The sequence below is a fragment of the Streptomyces celluloflavus genome, from assembly GCA_000720995.1.
Taxonomy (GTDB): domain Bacteria; phylum Actinomycetota; class Actinomycetes; order Streptomycetales; family Streptomycetaceae; genus Streptomyces; species Streptomyces celluloflavus.
Window position 1 is genome coordinate 34,356 of the sequence record JOEL01000002.1, and the last position, 12,591, is coordinate 46,946.

13 protein-coding genes are annotated in these 12,591 nt (G+C 73.0%); 6 read left to right on the plus strand and 7 right to left on the minus strand.

The window, feature by feature from the left end:
- Nucleotides 1–61: 61 nt before the first annotated feature.
- The 4 genes from gap to IH09_RS01845 all read right to left on the minus strand — a co-directional run bounded on the left by gap (nt 62) and on the right by IH09_RS01845 (nt 4,109).
- Nucleotides 62–1,060 (minus strand): type I glyceraldehyde-3-phosphate dehydrogenase, encoded by a 999-nt coding sequence (gap, locus tag IH09_RS01830; RefSeq protein WP_052853473.1) that lies wholly within the window; start codon nt 1,058–1,060, stop codon nt 62–64.
- Between the two features lie 107 nt (nt 1,061–1,167).
- Nucleotides 1,168–2,124: a GlxA family transcriptional regulator gene (locus IH09_RS01835; RefSeq protein WP_052853474.1), complete on the minus strand. Its 957-nt coding sequence runs from the start codon at nt 2,122–2,124 to the stop codon at nt 1,168–1,170.
- Between the two features lie 147 nt (nt 2,125–2,271).
- Nucleotides 2,272–2,874 carry a hypothetical protein gene (locus tag IH09_RS01840; protein WP_052853475.1) on the minus strand — a complete coding sequence of 201 codons (603 nt, stop codon included), beginning with the start codon at nt 2,872–2,874 and terminating at the stop codon, nt 2,272–2,274.
- 110 nt (nt 2,875–2,984) lie between these two features.
- On the minus strand, nt 2,985–4,109 hold the full coding sequence (locus tag IH09_RS01845; RefSeq protein WP_052853476.1) for a hypothetical protein: 1,125 nt from the start codon (nt 4,107–4,109) through the stop codon (nt 2,985–2,987).
- 405 nt (nt 4,110–4,514) lie between these two features.
- Here IH09_RS01845 and argC point away from each other — a divergent pair, with 405 nt between their 5' ends.
- The 5 genes from argC to IH09_RS01870 all read left to right on the plus strand — a co-directional run bounded on the left by argC (nt 4,515) and on the right by IH09_RS01870 (nt 9,486).
- Nucleotides 4,515–5,543, plus strand: a complete 1,029-nt coding sequence (gene argC, locus IH09_RS01850) for an N-acetyl-gamma-glutamyl-phosphate reductase (RefSeq protein ID WP_052853477.1) — start codon at nt 4,515–4,517, stop codon at nt 5,541–5,543.
- Between the two features lie 82 nt (nt 5,544–5,625).
- Nucleotides 5,626–6,780, plus strand: coding sequence for a bifunctional glutamate N-acetyltransferase/amino-acid acetyltransferase ArgJ (gene argJ, locus IH09_RS01855; RefSeq protein WP_052853478.1), 1,155 nt, complete (start codon nt 5,626–5,628; stop codon nt 6,778–6,780).
- Nucleotides 6,777–7,721, plus strand: coding sequence for an acetylglutamate kinase (gene argB / locus IH09_RS01860; protein WP_052853479.1), 945 nt, complete (start codon nt 6,777–6,779; stop codon nt 7,719–7,721). Before argJ ends, argB begins: the two co-directional genes overlap by 4 nt.
- Nucleotides 7,718–8,935 carry an acetylornithine transaminase gene (locus IH09_RS01865; RefSeq protein ID WP_052853480.1) on the plus strand — a complete coding sequence of 406 codons (1,218 nt, stop codon included), beginning with the start codon at nt 7,718–7,720 and terminating at the stop codon, nt 8,933–8,935. The genes argB and IH09_RS01865 overlap by 4 nt, the downstream gene beginning before the upstream one ends.
- An 8-nt stretch (nt 8,936–8,943) precedes the next feature.
- Nucleotides 8,944–9,486 (plus strand): arginine repressor, encoded by a 543-nt coding sequence (locus IH09_RS01870; RefSeq protein WP_052853481.1) that lies wholly within the window; start codon nt 8,944–8,946, stop codon nt 9,484–9,486.
- 59 nt (nt 9,487–9,545) lie between these two features.
- Here IH09_RS01870 and IH09_RS01875 read toward each other — a convergent pair whose 3' ends face one another.
- The 3 genes from IH09_RS01875 to IH09_RS01885 all read right to left on the minus strand — a co-directional run bounded on the left by IH09_RS01875 (nt 9,546) and on the right by IH09_RS01885 (nt 11,189).
- Nucleotides 9,546–10,358, minus strand: coding sequence for a rod shape-determining protein (locus tag IH09_RS01875; protein ID WP_052853482.1), 813 nt, complete (start codon nt 10,356–10,358; stop codon nt 9,546–9,548).
- The gene (locus tag IH09_RS01880) at nt 10,355–10,726 is read right to left on the minus strand and encodes a TraR/DksA family transcriptional regulator (protein ID WP_242641022.1); all 372 of its coding nucleotides are present in this window, start codon (nt 10,724–10,726) and stop codon (nt 10,355–10,357) included. Before IH09_RS01880 ends, IH09_RS01875 begins: the two co-directional genes overlap by 4 nt.
- 136 nt (nt 10,727–10,862) lie before the next feature.
- Nucleotides 10,863–11,189 (minus strand): TraR/DksA family transcriptional regulator, encoded by a 327-nt coding sequence (locus IH09_RS01885; RefSeq protein ID WP_052853483.1) that lies wholly within the window; start codon nt 11,187–11,189, stop codon nt 10,863–10,865.
- Between the two features lie 446 nt (nt 11,190–11,635).
- On the opposite strand from IH09_RS01885, the gene IH09_RS01890 reads away from it, so the two are divergent.
- The gene (locus IH09_RS01890; protein WP_052853778.1) at nt 11,636–12,589 is read left to right on the plus strand and encodes a HAMP domain-containing sensor histidine kinase; all 954 of its coding nucleotides are present in this window, start codon (nt 11,636–11,638) and stop codon (nt 12,587–12,589) included.
- Nucleotides 12,590–12,591: the final 2 nt, after the last annotated feature.

Genomic DNA, 12,591 nt, shown 5'->3' on the forward strand with positions numbered 1-12,591 from the left:
TGCGCTTCACAGGAGGCGCTGGGCGGCACGGCCCCCGCAGGAGGGCCGCCCCGGTTTCCGGTCAGCTGGTGGCGAGGAGTCCGAGCGTATCGATCACGCGGTTCGAGAAGCCCCACTCGTTGTCGTACCAGGCGACCACCTTGACGTGGCGGCCGTCGACGCGGGTGAGGGCCGAGTCGAAGATCGACGAGGCCGGGTTGCCCGTGATGTCGGACGACACGAGCGGGTCGTCCGAGTATTCGAGGATGCCGGCGAGCGGCCCCTGCGCCGCGGCGCGGTACGCCGCCAGCACGTCCTCGCGCGTCACCTCGCGGGCGACGGTCGTGTTGAGTTCGACGATCGAGCCCACCGGAACCGGTACGCGGATCGAATCGCCCGACAGCTTGCCGTCGAGGTTCGGCAGCACGAGGCCGATCGCCTTGGCGGCGCCCGTGGTGGTCGGCACGATGTTGACAGCGGCGGCGCGGGCGCGGCGCGCGTCGCGGTGCGGACCGTCCTGCAGGTTCTGCTCCTGCGTGTAGGCGTGCACCGTCGTCATGAAGCCGTGCTCGATGCCGGCGAGATCGTCGAGTACCGCGGCCAGCGGCGCGAGCGCGTTGGTCGTGCACGAGGCGTTCGAGACGATCGTGTGCACCGCCGGGTCGTACGCGCCGGTGTTGACGCCGAACGCGAGCGTGACATCGGCGCCGTCCGCCGGCGCGCTGATGAGAACCCTCTTCGCGCCCGCGTCGAGATGGGCGCGGGCGGCGGTGGCCGACGTGAAGCGGCCGGTCGCCTCCAGCACGATGTCGACGCCGAGCTCGGCCCAGGGCAGCTGCGCCGGTTCACGCTCGGCGAGCACGGTGATGCGACGGCCGTCGACGACGAGGGCGTCCCCGTCGGCATGCACCGGGCGGCCGAGCCGGCCCGCCGTCGTGTCGTAGGCGAGCAGCCGCGCGAGGGTGGCTGGCTCCGTGAGGTCGTTGACGGCGACGACATCGAGGTCGCTGTCGCGTTCGAGCAGCGCGCGCAGCACATTGCGCCCGATGCGGCCGAATCCGTTGATGGCGATGCGAGTCATGAGTGGTGTCCCTTCGGGTTCGCCATCAGGTTCGCGTGCGGCGTCCGCCGGTGACAGCGGCGTGATCGCCACGGTCCGAAAGGATCGCGCCACGTGGTGGTGGCGGGCTACTCGCCCTGGGCGAAGGTGCGCCGGTACTCGCTCGGCGTGGTGCCGAGGATGTGGTGGAAGTGCAGCCGCAGATTCGTACCGGTGCCGAGACCGACGTCGGCGGCGATCTGCTCGACGCTCCGCTGTGAACGTTCGAGCAGTTCGCGGGCCACGTCGATGCGGGCACGCATGACCCACTGCATCGGCGTGTACCCCGTGTCCTCGACGAAGCGCCGCGAGAGCGTGCGCGGCGAGACCGCCGCATGCCGGGCGAGCGCTTCCAGGGTGAGGACCTCGCCGAGCCGGTGCAGCGCCCACTCCCGGGTGGCGGCGAACCGCTCGCCGAGCGGCTCGGGCACGCTGCGCGGTACGTACTGCGCCTGACCGCCGCTGCGGTAGGGGGCCGCCACCAGGCGCCGGGCCGCGTGGTTCGCCGCGGCCACCCCGAGATCGCCGCGCAGAATGTGCAGGCACAGGTCGATGCCCGAGGCGGCGCCGGCCGACGTCAGCACGCTGCCCTCGTCGACGAACAGAACGTTCTCGTCGACCTGGATGAGCGGATGCTTCGCGGCGAGTGCCCGTGTGTAATGCCAGTGCGTGGTGGCGCGCTTGCCGTCGAGCAGGCCCGTGGCGGCGAGCGCGAAGGCGCCCGTCGAGATGGCGGCGAGCCGCGCGCCCCGGTCGTGGGCGCCGATCAGCGCGTCGACGACGGCCAGCGGCGGGTCGTCGCGGTCCGGGAACCGGTAGCCGGGGACGAAGACGATATCGGCCCACTCAAGGGCCTGGAGGCCGTGGCCGACGTGGTACGACAGCCCGTCGCCGCCGGTCACGAGGCCGGATTCCGCGCCGCACACCCGCACCTCGTACGGCATGCTCGCGCGGGTCGTGAACACCTGCGCGGGAATGCCGACATCGAGAGGCTTCGCACCTTCGAGCACGAGGACGGCGACGTGATGCGGGGAGGGGGCGGGCACGGGAAGAGGGTACGCGGGGGCGCACCGGCCTGGTTCCGGCAGCCGGGCGGGTCCGCTCTCGTCACCTGCGGGCCGGCTCAACCGCTCACGGGCCACCTCAAGGGGGCTGCCGCCGTCGGGCCGCGACGGCGGCAGCCCCCGCAGGTTTCAGCCCTTGCGGGGGGAGAAACTGCCGCCGGCGCCGTCGTTGGCCGTGCAGTCCATGTCGCGGTAGCGATCGACGAAGGTGCCGACGAGGCCGGTGAACGCGTCGTAGGTCTGGTCCAGGGGCAGGTCTTCACTCACCCTGAACCGCAGCTGCACGTGGACGGACTCGCGGGGCTTCAGCGTCTTCGGGCCGGGGATGGTGCCGCCGGCGTTTCCGCCGGCCTGGCGCAGCGTCTTCCAGGCGCTCTGCGAGGTGTCCCAGTACTGCAGATCGCCGTACGGGCTCAGGTCGCGCTCACCCTCGTTGTAGACATAACTGCCCAGCTTGGCGCTGAGTGCGAACGACTTCAGCTCCTTCGCCGAGGCGTTGGTGAGCGTGGCGGTGTAGGTCGTCCAGTGAGTGCCGAGGGCGATCGACTTGGGTATGCCGAACGAGCGGCCCACGAAGGTGTTGTTGTGGTACTGCCCGTAGGCGGTGTCGAGGTCGTAGCACGTCGGGATGTCCGCGGCGGGGGCCGCCTGGGAGGCGGGCGCGGCGGCCACCGCCAGGGGGAGCAGGGCGGCCGTCGCGGCCGAGACCGACAGGGCGCGGCGCAGTTTCATGAAGATCTCTTTCCCGGTTCTTCGGACCCTTGGAGCCTTTGCTTCCCGTGTCATCGAGTTCTCAGGCCGCGGGTCCTTGGGTGAGCAGGTTCTCGGAGAAGTGGTGGGGCTTACGCGGTGACGTCCGTGGCGCCCGGACCGGCCACGCCCTTGCGACGGCGCACGCCGATGACCGCACCCGCGCCGACCGCCATCGCGGCTCCGCCGGCGAGCGCGATGGCCGGGAGCGCGGACGGGGAGCCGGTCGCGGCGAGGTGGGCGCCGCCCTGCGGGCTGAGTCCACCGGTGGAATCGGAACCACCGGTACCGCCGCCGGCCGCGGCACTCCGGCCGGGCTCGGCCGTGGAGCCCGGTTTGCCCGGCTCACCCGGCTTGCCGGTCGAGGGCTGCGTGGGCTTCGCGCCCGCGGGGAGGATGGTGAAGTCGTACCAGGCTTCCTTGGCCGAACCACAGGAACCGTCGGGGTTGCGGTAGTCGCCGGCGGCGAGGGCGTACCCGGCGCCGGGCTTGGCGTCCTTGACCACGCGGGTGCGCAGCTGGAGCGTGAGGGTGCTGCGCGGACCGACGGCGAAGGAGCCGAACAGGTCGTCGGGCTCCGCGTCGTGGAAGGTCTTCCACTTCCCGGTCTTGGCGTCGCGGTACTCGGTCTCCAGCTCCCAGTACGGCCGGTCGACATCTTCGGCGGAGGACACGAGCAGGAAGGGCTGGACCTCCGCCAGGGTCTTGCCGGTGGTGTTGGTGAGCGTCATGGAGAAGGGGGCCCAGGCGCCGCCCGCGGCCAGCTGGCGCGGCAGCCCCTGGACGGCCGCGCGCAACTGGTCGGACTCGAACGCGCAGGACTGACCCGCACCATCGGAATCACCGGCGTCCTTGCCTCCGCCGGTGGCACCACCCGCGCGGGTGGTCCCCTCAGTGGTCCCGGTGGCTTTCGGCGGCTTCCCCGGGGCGGGCCGGGCGGCCCCGTCGCGGTCCTGGGGTGCCGGGCCGCCGGCAGCGGTATCGCCCGGGGGCCGTGGCTCGTCCGGATTGACCGTTCCGCCGCCGCTCGTCGCGGAGTCCGACGGCCGGTCCGCCGGTGTTGTCGCAGCATCGGCGGAGCCGGGAGCGGCGGGCGTACGGGGACCGGCCTCGGACACCGGCCCCGTCGCGAACGCGGCGGCGGGTGCGGCCAGTACGGCGGCGGGCGCTATCACGGCGGCCGTTGCGGCGGCCGTCAGGGCGCGGCGAATCTTCATCCGGCAGACCTCTCAGATCCCAAGTGCCGTCTGAACGGCGCAGGTTGACGTTCGTCGTGTTCAGGTCGTGCATGACGCATGGTGTGCGTGAGTGCGCATGCAGGGATGCGTACAGGCGCACACCTGCGCCGGTTGTGCGACCGCTCGCACTGCGAAAAGGTTGCATGCTCAAGTCACCGAAGTGGCGCATGGGGTGGGAGGTGTCCAGGGATTTCCGTGCGGGTCCGTCTTCGGAGATCGCCGAGTGGTGGACCGGAACGCTACGGGCCGCGGCGGTCGCGAGATCCGCTAACCGGTGCGCTCGTCCGCCGGCGGGGAATCTCGGCCACGCCAAGGCGAGGAAAGCGGGATCATTGCATAAACCTGCCTCCTTCCGTATAGTCATGCCATCGACGAGGAGGGTCCATGGCGGTGCGAGCGGCAGTGGCCGGTGCGAGTGGGTATGCGGGCGGTGAGGTGCTGCGTCTGCTGCTGGGGCATCCGGAGGTGGAGATCGGCGCGGTGACCGGGCACTCCAGTGCGGGGCAGCGGCTGGGCTCGTTGCAGCCGCATCTGGCGCCGCTGGCCGGGCGGGTGGTCGAGGCCACCTCGGCCGAGGCGCTGGCCGGGCACGACGTCGTGTTCCTCGCGCTGCCGCACGGCCGGTCCGCGGCCGTCGCCGAGCAGCTCGGCCCCGATGTGCTCGTCGTGGACTGCGGGGCGGACTTCCGGCTCAGGGACGCCGCGGACTGGACGGCGTTCTACGGTTCGGCCCACGCGGGCACCTGGCCGTACGGCCTGCCGGAGCTGCCCGGGGGCCGTACCGCACTGCACGGAGCCCGGCGGATCGCGGTGCCGGGCTGCTATCCCACCGCCGTCTCACTCGCGCTGTTCCCCGCGTACGCCGCCGGGATCGCCGAACCCGAGGCCGTCATCGTCGCCGCCTCCGGGACCTCCGGTGCGGGCAAGGCGCTCAAACCGCATCTGCTGGGCTCCGAGGTCATGGGCTCGATGAGCCCGTACGGCGTCGGGGGCGGGCACCGGCACACGCCGGAGATGATCCAGAATCTGAGCGCCGTGGCGGGGGAGCGGGTGGGGGTCTCCTTCACGCCGACCCTCGCGCCCATGCCACGCGGCATTCTCGCCACCTGTTCGGCGAAGGCGCGGCCGGGCGTGGACGCGGAGGCCGTCCGGACCGCGTACGAGAAGGCGCTCGCCGAGGAACCGTTCGTCCAGCTGCTGCCCGCCGGGCAGTGGCCGTCGACCGCCGCCGTGCACGGCTCCAACGCGGCGCAGATCCAGGTGACGCTGGACCCGGCGGCCCACCGGATCATCGCGATCAGCGCCATCGACAACCTCACCAAGGGAACCGCGGGCGGCGCGGTGCAGAGCATGAACATCGCCCTGGGGCTCCCGGAGCGGACGGGGCTCAGCGCGGTCGGGGTCGCGCCGTGAGCGGCGGACCCGCGCGGGGGCGGCAACGGGTGACGGGCGTGCCCGCCAGGGGCGCGGCCGGAGAAACGACGGAGGAGATGCAGTGAGCGTCACGGCAGCACAGGGATTCACGGCGGCGGGGATCGCCGCCGGGATCAAGGAGAACGGGAACCCGGACCTCGCCCTCGTGGTGAACAACGGACCGCGACTGGCCGCCGCCGGTGTCTTCACCGCCAACCGCGTCAAGGCCGCGCCGGTCGTCTGGTCCGAGCAGGTCCTCAAGGGCGGCCGGGTCTCCGCGGTGGTCCTCAACTCCGGTGGCGCCAACGCCTGTACGGGCCCGCTGGGCTTCCAGGACACCCACGCCACCGCGGAGAAGGCGGCCGAGGTGCTGGCGGGGCACAACGCGGGCGAGGTGGCGGTCGCGTCCACCGGTCTGATCGGGCTGCGCCTTCCGATGGACAAGCTGCTGCCGGGCATCGCGCAGGCCGCGGCCGAACTCTCCGGACACGGCGGTGAGAAGGCCGCCATCGCCATCAAGACCACCGACAGCGTGCACAAGACGGCCGTGGCCGGCCAGGACGGCTGGACGGTCGGCGGTATGGCCAAGGGCGCGGGCATGCTCGCACCGGGTCTGGCCACCATGCTCGTCGTGCTCACCACCGACGCCGATCTGCCCGCCGCGGACCTCGACACGGCGCTGCGCGCGGCCACCCGGACCACCTTCGACCGGGTCGACTCCGACGGCTGCATGTCGACCAACGACACCGTGCTGCTGCTCGCCTCCGGCGCCTCCGGCGTCGTACCGGACGGCGCGGCGTTCGCCGAGGCGGTGCGCGCGGTCTGCGCCGACCTCGCCCGGCAGCTGATCGGGGACGCCGAGGGCGCCAGCAAGGACATCCGGATCGAGGTCATCGGCGCCGCGAGCGAGGACGACGCCGTCGAGGTGGGCCGCTCCATCGCCCGCAACAACCTCCTCAAGTGCGCCCTCCACGGCGAGGACCCCAACTGGGGGCGCGTCCTGTCGGCCATCGGCACCACCTCCGCCGTCTTCGACCCCGGCCAGCTGAACGTCGCGATCAACGACGTCTGGGTCTGCAAGAACGGCTCGGTGGGCGAGGACCGCGAGCTGGTCGACATGCGCTACCGGGAGGTGCGGATCACCGCCGACCTCTCCGCCGGCACCGAGTCCGCGGTCATCTGGAGCAACGACCTCACCGCCGACTACGTCCACGAGAACAGCGCGTACTCGTCATGAGCGACGCCGTCCCCCGGACCGGGGTACCCCCGCGCAAGCACACCGCGCTCCCCAAGGCCCGCACTCTCATCGAGGCGCTGCCCTGGCTGACCCGGCACCACGGCAAGACCGTCGTCATCAAGTTCGGCGGCAACGCCATGGTCGACGAGGAGCTCAAGCGCGCCTTCGCGCAGGACGTGGTCTTCCTGCGGCACGCCGGGCTGCATCCGGTCGTCGTGCACGGCGGCGGCCCGCAGATCAGCGCGCAGCTGGACCGGCTCGGCCTGGAGTCGGAGTTCCGGGCGGGACTGCGGGTCACCACGCCCGAGGCGATGGACGTCGTCCGGATGGTGCTGGCCGGGCAGGTGCAGCGCGAGCTGGTCGGGCTGCTCAACGAGCACGGACCGCTCGCCGTCGGCATGACGGGCGAGGACGCCCAGCTGATGACCGCGACCAAGCACTACGCCGCGATCGACGGCGAGCGGGTGGACATCGGCCGGGTCGGCGAGATCACCGAGATCGACACCGGTGCCGTCCAGGCCCTCCTGGACGACGGCCGGATCCCGGTCATCTCGTCCATCGCCCGCAGCGGCGACGACGGCGACGGCACCGGCGTCTTCAACGTCAACGCCGACACCGCCGCGGCCGCGCTGGCCGCCGCGCTGGGCGCCGAGACGCTGATGGTGCTCACGGACGTCGAGGGGCTGTACGAGGACTGGCCGCACAGCGACGAGGTCATCTCCCGGCTGACCGCCACCGAACTGGAGAAGCTGCTGCCCGAACTGGCCAGCGGCATGGTCCCCAAGATGCGGGGCTGCCTGCACGCCGTCCGCAACGGTGTGCACACCGCCCGGGTCATCGACGGGCGGGTCCAGCACGCGATTCTGCTGGAGATCTTCACGGACGAGGGAATCGGCACGATGGTCGTGCCGGACGCCGACACGATCGAGGGGACGCGATGAGCGGCCAGGTGGACAACGCGGGCCTGACCCGGCGCTGGCAGGGCGCCATGATGGACAACTTCGGCACCCCTCGCATCCCGCTGGTCCGCGGCGCGGGCGCCCGGGTGTGGGACGCCGACGGCAAGGAGTACCTCGACTTCCTCGGCGGGATCGCGGTCAACGCGCTCGGCCACGCGCATCCCGCGGTGGTCGGCGCCGTCGCCGGGCAGGTGGCCACGCTCGGGCACGTCTCCAACTTCTTCGTCGCCGAGCCCACCGTGACGCTGGCCGAACGCCTCCTCGCGCTGACCGGCCGCCCCGGCCGGGTCTACTTCTCCAACTCCGGCGCCGAGGCCAACGAGGCCGCCTTCAAGATCGGCCGGCTGACCGGGCGCCCGCACATGGTCGCCGCCGTCGGCGGCTTCCACGGCCGGACCATGGGCGCCCTCGCGCTGACCGGCCAGCCCGCGAAGCAGGCCCCGTTCGCGCCGCTGCCGGGCGACGTCAGCTACGTCCCGTACGGCGACGCCGACGCCCTGCGCGCGGCCGTCACCACCGACACCGCCTTCGTCATCCTGGAGCCCGTACAGGGCGAGAACGGTGTGGTCGTACCGCCGCCCGGCTACCTCAGGGCCGCCCGTGAGATCACCGCCGCCACCGGCACCCTGCTCGTTCTCGACGAGATCCAGACCGGTATCGGCCGGACCGGGAACTGGCTGGAGTCCCAGGCGCAGGGCGTCGAGGCCGACATCATCACCCTCGCCAAGGGCCTGGGCGGCGGCCTGCCGATCGGCGCGACGCTCGCCTTCGGCCCGGCCGCCCAGTTGCTCACCCCCGGCTCGCACGGCTCGACGTTCAGCGGCAACCCGGTCGTCTGCGCCGGCGCCCTCGCCGTCCTGGACACCATCGCGGCGGACGGCCTCCTCGACCACGTCAAGCGGATCGGCGAGCGGTTGCGCGCCGGGACCGAGGCGCTCGGTCACCCGCTGGTCAACCGGGTCCGCGGGGCGGGGCTCCTCCTGGGTATCGTTCTGACCGAGCCCCTCGCGCCCCAGGTGCAGCAGGCGGCTCAGGACGCGGGCCTCCTGGTGAACGCGGTCGCGCCGGACGTCATCCGGCTCGCCCCGCCGCTGATCGTCTCGGACGACGAAGCGGATACGTTTCTCCAAAAGTTCCCCGCCGTCCTCGACACGGCTCGCCAAGGGGCCGACGGGGAACAACGATCCGGAGACTGACGACAACGATGACCGAGGCGCAGGACAACGAGACGCTGCACGGCGGCCAGGCCGTACCGCAGACCCGCACCGCCCGCCACCGCCGGATCGTGGACATCCTCAACCGGCAGGCGGTCCGCTCACAGAGTCAGCTCGCCAAGCTGCTCGCCGACGACGGGCTCTCCGTCACCCAGGCGACGCTCTCCCGGGACCTGGACGAGCTGGGCGCGGTGAAGATCCGCAACACCGGGGGCGAGCTGATCTACGCGGTGCCCAGCGAGGGCGGCGACCGTACGCCACGGGCACCGCTGGGGGAGTCGGCCAAGGAGGAGCGGATGCGCCGGCTCTCCGGCGAACTGCTCATCTCGGCCGAGGCCAGCGCCAATCTCGTCGTCCTGCGCACCCCGCCGGGCGCCGCCCAGTTCCTGGCCTCGGCCATCGACCAGGCCGAACTGCACGACATCCTCGGCACCATCGCGGGCGATGACACGCTGATGCTCATCAGCCGCGACCCGGCGGGCGGCCAGGCGCTGGCCGACCATCTGCTGCGGCTGGCGCAGAAGGCGCACTGAGACCGGGTGGCGGGGCGCCGGGCGAGCACACCCGGGACCGGCCCCGCCGCGCCGCCCGCTCAGCCCCGCCGGTCCGCGAACGCCGGGTGCCGGCCGGCCGACAGCAGCGCGGTGGCGGCGCCCCGCACCGCCGCGGTGTGCGGTGCGGGCACCGGCCGCACCGGCGCGCGCAGCAGCCGGGCCAGCTCGTAGCCGAGCTCCGGCCGGATCGCGCCGCCACCGGTCAGCAGCAGCCCCCGCGCCAGCGCGTCCACGGCCCGCACCCCCGTGGCGGCGTCCGCGCGCAGCAGTTCCAGCACCATCCCCACCACCGTCCGTACGAACGCGTCGGTGGTGAGCGCACCGTCGAGATCGAGCGTGCCCCGGTCGGCGCGCCGGGCGTGCCGTACCGTGCCGTCGGCCAGCAGCGCCACCTCCGTCAGCTGCGCCCCGATGTCGGCCACCAGCAGCGGTTCGGCCGGGTCGGCCCCGGCCCCCAGGGCGGCCGCCCGGACGCTGTCGATGGTCAGCACCCGGTGCGGGCGGAGTATCTCCAGCGCGCGCAGCGCACCGGCCCGCTGGTCATCACCGGTCAGCACCGGTGTGGTCAGCACGACCAGCGGCCGCCGGGCGACGTACGGCAGGCAGCGGCCGAGCAGCCGCTCCAGCATCCGGGCCGAGCCCGCCACATCGACGACGCTGCCGCGCCGCACCGGATAGGCGCCGGCGCCCGGGAACGTCACGGTGGGGACGTCGCAGACCATGCCGCGGCCGGGCAGCCAGGCACGGGTGCGGGCGCTGCCCATGTCGAGCGCGATCCCGGGAGACCAGCGCCGCGCCCGCCACCGGCCGGGCCGCTCGCCGGCGGTGAGGTCCGGCCACGGGGCGGTCACCGTTCCGCCTCCCGCGCCTGATGGCAGCGCACGCAGTAGCGGGCCTGCGGCACGATCTCCAGCCGGTCGAGGGGGATCGGCCGGGCGCAGCGGTGGCAGTTGCCGTACCGGCCCCGGTCCATCCGCTCCAGCGCCGCCTCCACATCGGCCAGCACCATACGGGCGGTCGCCGCCAGCCGGAGGTGCACCTCCTGCTGGCCCGCGGACCGCTGCTCGCGGAGCCGTACGGCCCGTGCGGGTGACGGCTCCCCGAACTCCCGCAGCTGTTCGATCCGGAACCGGCGCTGCTCCTCCAGGTTCTCGCGCAGCGCGTCCAGTTCGTTGGGGGCAAGGCCGGCCATGCCGGTGTCGATGAGCTGGTGATGCACGACTTCACGTCCTCCGGAGAAACACGGGAGAGGGGAGTGGGGAGAGGGGAGCGGGGGTGGGGAAGGGGAACCGGAGACAGCCGTCGGGCCCGGCCGTGCGGTGGCCGGGCCCGACGGGGAGCGAAACGCCGGTCCGTCAGACGGCGCGCTCCTGGCAGCCGACGCAGCAGCGCGCGTACGGCAGGATTTCCAGCCGCTCCACCGGGATCGCCTTGGCGCACCCCTGGCAGTCCCCGTAGGTACCGGTCGCCAGCCGGGAGAGCGCGGCCTCGATCTCGGTCAGCACCCGCCGGATCGCGTTCGTCTGCACCGAGAGCAGCGCGTCGGACCCGGGCGGCGCGCTCTCCTCGATCGCGGTGAGCTGCGCGAGCCGCGAATTGCGCTCATGCGCGAGGCGCTGATGAGCCTCGTGCGCGGCGAGCCGCTGCGGACGGGATGCGGCGGGGGCGACTTCTGGCGACATGGCGGACGGGTTCCTTTCGGTGCGCCCCGAAGGGCGCCGCGGTGCGGAGAAGGGTGCATACGACGGCGAACCGACGGGCCGGGCGGGCACATCGGGCCGTGGGGGTGGGCGCGCGGTGGCAGACAGCGCCGGTCCGCGGGCTCGGGCGGGTTGCGCCGGCGGCGGCCTGGGGCCGGGCGGCGGACGAGGTATCAGCGCTCCATGGCACCCACCATGGCCCGAACCGGATGCAGTGGCCATGGGGTCCAGCACCCATTTCGGGGGGCGCCGGGGCTGTAACCGCCCGGCGGTATGGCGTCCGCACCCGATCGACCAGGCCGCCCCGCTGCGGCAGGCTGGACCCGTGGCGAACGGCGCCACCGCCCGGGAACGGGTGCCGCCGGGCCCCGGCAGGCCGCGCGGGCGGCCGGGGTGGGAGAGTGACCAACGAGGAGGAAATGCGCACTGTGTCTTTGTTCTGGCGGATATTCGGGCTGAACGCCGTGGTGTTCGGCGCGGCCACCGCGCTGCTGCTGTGGGCCCCGATCACCGTCTCCGTCCCGGTCGTCCTGACCGAGGCCGTCGTCCTGGTCGGCGGGCTCGTCATCATGCTCGTCGCCAATGCCGCGCTGCTGCGCATCGGCCTGGCCCCACTGGACCGGCTCACCCAGCGCATGACCACCGTCGATCTGCTGCGGCCCGGCCAGCGGCTGCCGGTCGACGGGCACGGCGGCGTCGCCGAGCTGCTGCGCACCTTCAACGAGATGCTCGACCGGCTGGAGGCCGAACGCGCCACCAGCAGCGCCCGCGCGCTCTCCGCCCAGGAGGCCGAACGCCGCCGGATCGCCCAGGAACTCCACGACGAGGTGGGCCAGAGCATGACCGCGGTACTGCTCGAACTGAAACGGGCCGCCGACCGGGCGCCGGAGGCGCTGCGTACGGACCTCCAGCACGCCCAGGAGACCACCCGGGAGAGCCTGGACGAGGTCCGCCGGATCGCCCGCCGGCTGCGCCCCGGCGTCCTGGACGATCTCGGCCTGGTCAGCGCCCTGACCGCGCTCACCACCGACTACGGCACGCACACGGGGCTGTCCGTGTACCGCCGTTTCGACCCCGACCTGCCCCCGCTGGAACCGGCGGCGGAACTGGTGCTCTACCGCGTCGCCCAGGAGAGCCTGACCAACGCCGCCCGGCACGCCGACGCCCGGCGCATCGACCTGACCCTGCGGCACACCGCCGCCGCCGTGGTGCTGGACGTCACCGACGACGGCAGCGGGATGGGCCGTGCCAGTGAGGGCGCCGGTATCCGCGGGATGCGCGAGCGCGCGCTGCTCATCGACGCGGACCTGGACATCGGCCCCGGCCCGGCCGGCGGTGCCCGCGTACGCCTGACCGTGCCTCTTCCCCGGGATGCCGCATGACG